Source organism: Trichococcus sp. (genome assembly GCF_049684335.1).
GTDB lineage: Bacteria > Bacillota > Bacilli > Lactobacillales > Aerococcaceae > Trichococcus.
Genome location: NZ_JBAVFV010000022.1, coordinates 1 through 6,538, shown reverse-complemented (window position 1 = coordinate 6,538; position 6,538 = coordinate 1). Strand labels below are relative to the sequence as shown.

The 6,538-nt window shown below is 43.9% G+C and carries 5 protein-coding genes; all 5 read left to right on the top strand.

What is annotated here, in order from left to right; all coding sequences use genetic code 11:
- Positions 1-3,134 (top strand): DEAD/DEAH box helicase (locus WBM30_RS04820; RefSeq protein ID WP_424899627.1); only part of this gene is annotated, 3,134 nt, incomplete at its 5' end.
- 201 nt (positions 3,135-3,335) lie between these two features.
- Positions 3,336-4,121 (top strand): 30S ribosomal protein S2, encoded by a 786-nt coding sequence (rpsB, locus tag WBM30_RS04815; RefSeq protein WP_086627867.1) that lies wholly within the window; start codon positions 3,336-3,338, stop codon positions 4,119-4,121.
- Between the two features lie 136 nt (positions 4,122-4,257).
- On the top strand, positions 4,258-5,139 hold the full coding sequence (gene tsf, locus WBM30_RS04810) for a translation elongation factor Ts (protein ID WP_424899626.1): 882 nt from the start codon (positions 4,258-4,260) through the stop codon (positions 5,137-5,139).
- 87 nt (positions 5,140-5,226) lie between these two features.
- Complete coding sequence (pyrH, locus tag WBM30_RS04805; protein WP_086627869.1) at positions 5,227-5,949, top strand: UMP kinase; 723 nt, start codon at positions 5,227-5,229, stop codon at positions 5,947-5,949.
- A gap of 2 nt (positions 5,950-5,951) precedes the next feature.
- Positions 5,952-6,509, top strand: a complete 558-nt coding sequence (frr, locus tag WBM30_RS04800) for a ribosome recycling factor (RefSeq protein ID WP_424899625.1) — start codon at positions 5,952-5,954, stop codon at positions 6,507-6,509.
- The last annotated feature ends 29 nt before the right edge of the window (positions 6,510-6,538 follow it).

Sequence of the window (6,538 nt, the reverse complement as noted above, 5' to 3'; positions counted from 1 at the left end):
GCCAGGTTTGGCATTGTGAGGTGCTCGGCAGTAAAATGTATCATGTCACCTTAGATGGGACAGCCAGGGAACAGGATGTATGTCAGTGCAAGTACTGGAAAAATCATCAGTATTGCAAGCATACGATCGCTGTTGAATTGTATCTGAAGGAGAAATGCGGTACCCGTATTCTGACGGAAAGCAGCGCAGAACAGTTTCAGGTCGATGCGGAAACTGCCGGTCAAGAATTTGTGAACGATTTGACGCAGATTTTCTTCCAAGAAAACAAAGGCGCCCAGAGCCTGAACACCCAAGCAGATTTTTTAGTGCAGTATACGCTGCAAGTTCTGCGCATGAAGCCAAATAGTCTGATGCAAAACACTGGTGAGCATGTATTGGCTTTATCCTTGCGTGCAGGGGTCGATAAACCTTACATGGTCACCAATATCGAACAATTTACGGAACAATTCATCAAACAAGAAAAATGGGAATACCGCCTCGGCGATGGGATCGATTTCCGGACAGTGAAGATCCAAGAAATGGACCATCCGATCATCTACCGGTTGCATAAGCTGCTGGAAGAGCAACCCGCAGCGTTGAACAAGCAATTGCTGAATGTTACGGCTCGAAAATTAGATTCCTATCTGATTCTTCCGCCGAGTTCAGCGCACTCCATTTTGGAGGATTTGATCCAAACAGGACGGGTGGAATGGATTGCCGGCGAGCAAACGTATCCGGATGTGCAGATCAGTCCGGAAAAACCGGGCTATCAATTCCTTTTGGGAAAGAAAGGCAAGGGAATAGAGCTTCGCATCAAGTGTGACAATATCACCCATCTATTGGATTATGACTGGCTGATCGAGGGCAACAAAGTTCATCCGCTAAGTGTGCAGCAACATAAACTGTTGGGGTACCTCTCGTTCTTTGAAAAACGTTTTGAAGACTCAAATGTGATCGGAATCGAAGAACCAGATGTATCGGATTTGCTGACCTATGTTATTCCATTGCTGAAACAGATCGGAACGGTGCACTTCAGTGAAGAATTGGAGCGCAACATCGTTGATGAGCCGCTGACCGTCTCCATCCATTTCCGAGGTCCGGCCAAGCGCATAAAAGGTGAAATTTTCTTCAAATACGGGGAAACGGTTTTCCGTCAGAACCGTGCTTCGAAAACAGAGTCCCAATTCCTGATCAGGGATACGATAGGTGAAGAGCGGATCCTGCAGGTATTGGAAAATCTGGATTTCAACATAATCGAAAACCAAATAGCCTTCCTGGCTTCGAAAGATGTTGATCTATTCAGCTTTCTTTACAGGAAAATACCTGTTTTGCGCCGTTATGCCGAGGTCGAATTAAGTCCGGATCTGCAGAATCTGATAGTGGAAAATACGGAAGTTTCAACGTCGGTTCAACGCAGGACAAGGGATTCTTTTTTGGATATCCGGTTTGATGTCGGTGGCATTTCGGAAAACGAAATCGACAGATTGTTGAATAGCCTCAAAAAAAATGATGCTTATTACAAGACAGAAGACGGTCGCATCTTATCTTTGGAGACGGAAACAATGAAAGAGATGAATCGTTTCCTCTCATTGATCAAAGATGAGTCCCAGCTCCATGATGGCACACTTTCGATGCCGATGATCAAGAGCATGACACTCGAAAAAGAAATCAATGATCTGAACCCTGAAGTCGGCAGCCAAGATTTCCTTAACGAACTGTATCATTTCATCAAGCACCCGAATGAGTTTCCGGCTGAATTGCCAAAAACGTTGCAAGCGGATTTGCGTCCGTATCAAGTGACCGGCTTCAAATGGCTGAAATTTCTCGCCAATTACGGTTTAGGCGGTATTTTGGCTGATGAAATGGGACTCGGCAAAACACTCCAGTTGATCATCTTCTTGCTGAGCGAAGTAGAGGAAGGTAAAAATGATGCCAAACCCGCTTTGGTGATTGCGCCGGCTTCACTGATCTACAACTGGAAGTACGAATTCCAAAAATTTGCGCCCTTGCTTCAGATAAGTGTCATCAGCGGCGTGAAGAAGGAACGGGAAGAGCAGTTGTCTCAATTGCCCGAGAACGGCATTGCGATAACCTCTTATCAAAGTTTCCGGCAGGATATCGAATCTTATCAAAAGTGTGATTTCTATGCGATGATCCTGGACGAATCCCAGTATGTCAATAACTACAATACAAAGACGTTCCGTGCAATAGCGAAGATGAATGCCCGGGTCAATATTGCGTTGAGCGGCACGCCAATCGAGAACAGCGTGACGGAATTCTGGGCAATTTTCCAATTGATTTTGCCGGGATTGTTCCCGAAACTACAAGAATTCAAAAAAATGTCGCTCGAAGACATTTCGAAAACAGCCAAACCCTTCATGTTGCGTAGGCTGAAGGCGGATGTTCTGGGTGATCTTCCGGAAAAATCCGAAGCCGATCTGTACAGCAGTCTCAATCGCGAACAGAAAATCATGTATTTGGCTTATCTCCAGCAGTTGCAGGAAAAGGTATCTGATTATGACAGTGAAGATTTCCAACGGAACCGAATGGAAATTTTGGCCGGGCTGACACGTCTGCGTCAAATCTGTTGCGATCCCCGTTTGGTGGATGCAGCCTACGAAGGCGGCTCAGGGAAATTGGAGCAACTGGTCGAAATATTGAAAAATGCTCAAGAGAACAACCAGCATGTTTTGGTGTTTTCACAATTCACATCCATGTTGAAGTTGATTGAAGCAGAGTTGGTCAAGGAAAATTTAAGCCATCTCTATCTCAGCGGAAAAACCCCTCCCGCCGAAAGGATTACGTTGGTCAATCAGTTCAATGAAGGAAACACGGATGTCTTTTTGATTTCACTGAAAGCGGGCGGCACCGGGTTGAACCTGACCGGTGCAGACACCGTCATCCTCTTCGATTTATGGTGGAACCCGGCAGTCGAAGAGCAAGCCGCCGGGCGAGCACACCGCATCGGCCAAAAGAAAAATGTGCAGGTGTACCGTTTCATCGCGGAGGGAACGATCGAAGAGAAAATCAATCAGCTGCAGCAGGACAAAAAGATGCTCTTTGATCAGTTGATCGTATCCGAAGGGGAAGAGGCGCTCAGCCGCCAACGGTTGACGAACGATGACATCAAGCAGATTTTGGGGATTCAATCCTGAAATAACCACTAATGAGGCTGTTTGATATCCATTTTCAGAAAAACACTTGCTTCTTTCGGTATAATTCGATATAATTATAAACGGTGCAAAACCACATTTCACACCTTGATCGATACGGTGGACGTTGCTTGTCGTAAGATGAGTTTCTGCTGTAGAAGAAATCGGGGGAGGAAAATAAAAACAAACTTGGAGGAAACAAACATGGCAGTAATTTCAATGAAACAATTATTGGAAGCAGGCGTACACTTCGGTCATCAGACTCGTCGTTGGAACCCAAAAATGAAAAGATACATCTTTACAGAAAGAAACGGTATCTACATCATCGACTTGCAAAAAACTGTAAAATTAGTCGACGAAGCATACAAATATATGCTTAACGTTGCTGAAGAAGGCGGCGTAGCTTTATTCGTAGGAACTAAAAAACAAGCGCAAGATTCAATCAAAGACGAAGCAATCCGTTCAGGTCAGTTCTTCGTAAATCACCGTTGGTTAGGTGGTACTTTGACTAACTGGGATACTATCCAAAAACGTATCAAACGTTTGAAATCAATCGAAGCTATGTCTGAAGACGGCACTTTCGAACTACTTCCTAAAAAAGAAGTTTCTATCTTGAAAAAAGAACAAGAACGTTTGGAAAAATTCTTGGGCGGTATCAAAGATATGCCTAGAATTCCGGATGTAATGTTCATCGTTGACCCAAGAAAAGAAAGAATCGCTGTTCAAGAAGCTCACAAATTGAACATTCCTATCGTCGCTATGGTTGACACAAACTGTGATCCAGATGAAATCGACGTAGTAATCCCTTCAAATGATGATGCTATCCGCGCAGTTAAATTGATCACTGCTAAAATGGCTGATGCTTTCATCGAAGGCAACCAAGGAAAAGATCAAGTTGAAATTTCTGTTGAAGAAACTTTTGCAGCTGAAGCTGACGAAGCAACTTCATTAGAAGAAATCGTTGAAGTTGTAGAAGGCAACAACGAATAATATTTCCTATTTAGTTTGAAGTAACGAGCTGTCTCAGAAAAGAAGAAAGATATAGCCAATTTGGCAGCCGACATCTTTTCTATTCTCTTTGGGACAGCTTTTTTTATGAAAAAGAATATTCAGGAGGAATCATAGAATGGCACAAGTAACAGCAAAAATGGTTAAAGAATTACGCGACATGACAGGCGTAGGCATGATGGATGCTAAAAGAGCTCTAGTAGAAGTCGATGGCGACATGGACAAAGCGGTTGACTACTTAAGAGAAAACGGTATGGCTAAAGCAGCTAAAAAAGCTGACCGTATCGCTGCTGAAGGACTTGCAAACGTATATGTTGATGGAAATACAGCCGTAATCGCTGAAATCAATGCAGAAACGGATTTTGTTGCGAAAAACGACAAATTCCAAAACTTAGTAGCTGATATCACAGCAATCATCGCTAAAAACAAACCAGAAACTGTGGAAGCTGCTTTAGCAATCGAAACTGCTGAAGGTACATTAAACGATGTTATCTTGAGCGCTACTACAATAATCGGCGAAAAAATTACTTTGCGTCGCTTTACTATCGTTGAAAAAACGGATGCTGATGCTTTCGGTGCATACTTACACCAAGGCGGACGTATTGCTGTATTGACATTATTGGAAGGATCTGCTGATGCGGATGCTGCTAAAGACATCTCTATGCACATCGCTGCCATCAATCCTAAATATGTTTCGCGCGACGAAGTTTCTCCAGAAGAACTTGAACATGAAAAGAAAGTTCTTACTGAACAAGCATTGAACGAAGGCAAACCAGCCAATATCGTTGAAAAAATGATCGTAGGCCGTTTGAACAAGTTCTTGAGCGAAATTTCATTGAACGATCAACCTTTCGTTAAAGATCCAGATCAAACAGTTGGACAATTTGCTGCTTCTAAAGGCGGGACTGTTAAATCATTCGTTCGCTACGCTGTAGGCGAAGGTATCGAAAAACGCTCTGTGGACTTTGCAGAAGAAGTAATGAGCCAAGTTAAAAAATAATGAAAATTGCCCCTTAATTGGGGCTTTTTTATCATAGTCATAAGCCTGATTGATCAGGGGTCAGCCAATTACGGAGGGAAATATAGAATGAGTGAACCAAAATACAAACGCGTTGTTTTAAAACTAAGCGGTGAAGCTTTAGCTGGCAACACTGGTTTCGGAATCAATCCGCCGACGATCGAAGAAATCGTTAAAGAAATCAAAGAAGTACATGATTTGGGCGTAGAAATGGCTATCGTTGTGGGCGGCGGCAATATTTGGCGCGGCACGACAGGCGCTGAAATGGGCATGGAGAGAGCGCAAGCAGACTATATGGGTATGCTTGCGACTGTCATGAATTCTTTGGCTTTGCAGGATGCACTGGAGAATGCTGGCGTTCCGACTCGTGTTCAGACTTCCATCGAAATGCGACAAATTGCCGAACCTTACATCCGCAGACGTGCTGTCCGTCATCTTGAAAAAGGACGCGTTGTGATCTTTGCTGCCGGTACCGGCAATCCTTACTTCTCTACTGACACAACTGCAGCCCTTCGTGCCGCTGAAATCAATGCTGACGTTATTTTGATGGCTAAGAACAATGTTGATGGGGTCTATTCATCCGATCCGATGAAGGACTTGAACGCAACAAAATTCTCTGAATTGACTCATTTGGATGTTATTTCCAAAGGACTGCAAGTAATGGATACTACAGCAAGCTCACTAAGCATGGATAACGACATCCCACTGGTTGTGTTTAACTTAAACAGACAAGGGAATATTCGCCGTGTTATACTTGGAGAAGATATCGGAACGACTGTTAGGGGGAAATAATCATGGTAAAAGAAATCCTGGATAATGCGACCGACAGAATGAAAAAGACAGAAGCTGCATTGATCCGCGAACTTGGCTCGATTCGGGCAGGCCGCGCGAATGCGAGTTTATTGGATCGCATCGAAGTGGAATACTACGGAACGAACACGCCGGTGAATCAATTGGCTTCCATCACGATTCCTGAAGGACGCATGTTGCTGGTGACACCTTACGATAAATCCAGTATCGGTGATATCGAACGCGCGATTTACCAAAGCGACCTGGGCATCAACCCAGCCAATGACGGGAATGTCATCCGTTTGGTGATCCCGGCACTGACTTCAGAGCGCCGCAAAGAGTTGGCAAAAACCGTGGGCAAAGAAAACGAAGCGGCTAAGGTCTCTATCCGAAATATTCGCCGCGATGCCATCGAGGCATTGAAAAAAGCAGAAAAAAACAAAGAAATCACAGAAGATGAGTTACGCACATATGAAAAGAAAGTGCAAGAGTTGACCGACAAATCTTCCAAAGAAATCGACAAAATAACAGCGGACAAAGAAAAAGAAATTTTGGACGTTTAAAATTTCATCCGTTGGAAAGGAGTCAGGGG

Bases quoted from the DNA above. Each gene is read 5' to 3' on its own strand.
- rpsB (WP_086627867.1), top strand. From the start codon at position 3,336: ATGGCAGTAATTTCAATGAAACAATTATTGGAAGCAGGCGTACACTTC.
- tsf (WP_424899626.1), top strand. From the start codon at position 4,258: ATGGCACAAGTAACAGCAAAAATGGTTAAAGAATTACGCGACATGACA.
- pyrH (WP_086627869.1), top strand. From the start codon at position 5,227: ATGAGTGAACCAAAATACAAACGCGTTGTTTTAAAACTAAGCGGTGAA.
- frr (WP_424899625.1), top strand. From the start codon at position 5,952: ATGGTAAAAGAAATCCTGGATAATGCGACCGACAGAATGAAAAAGACA.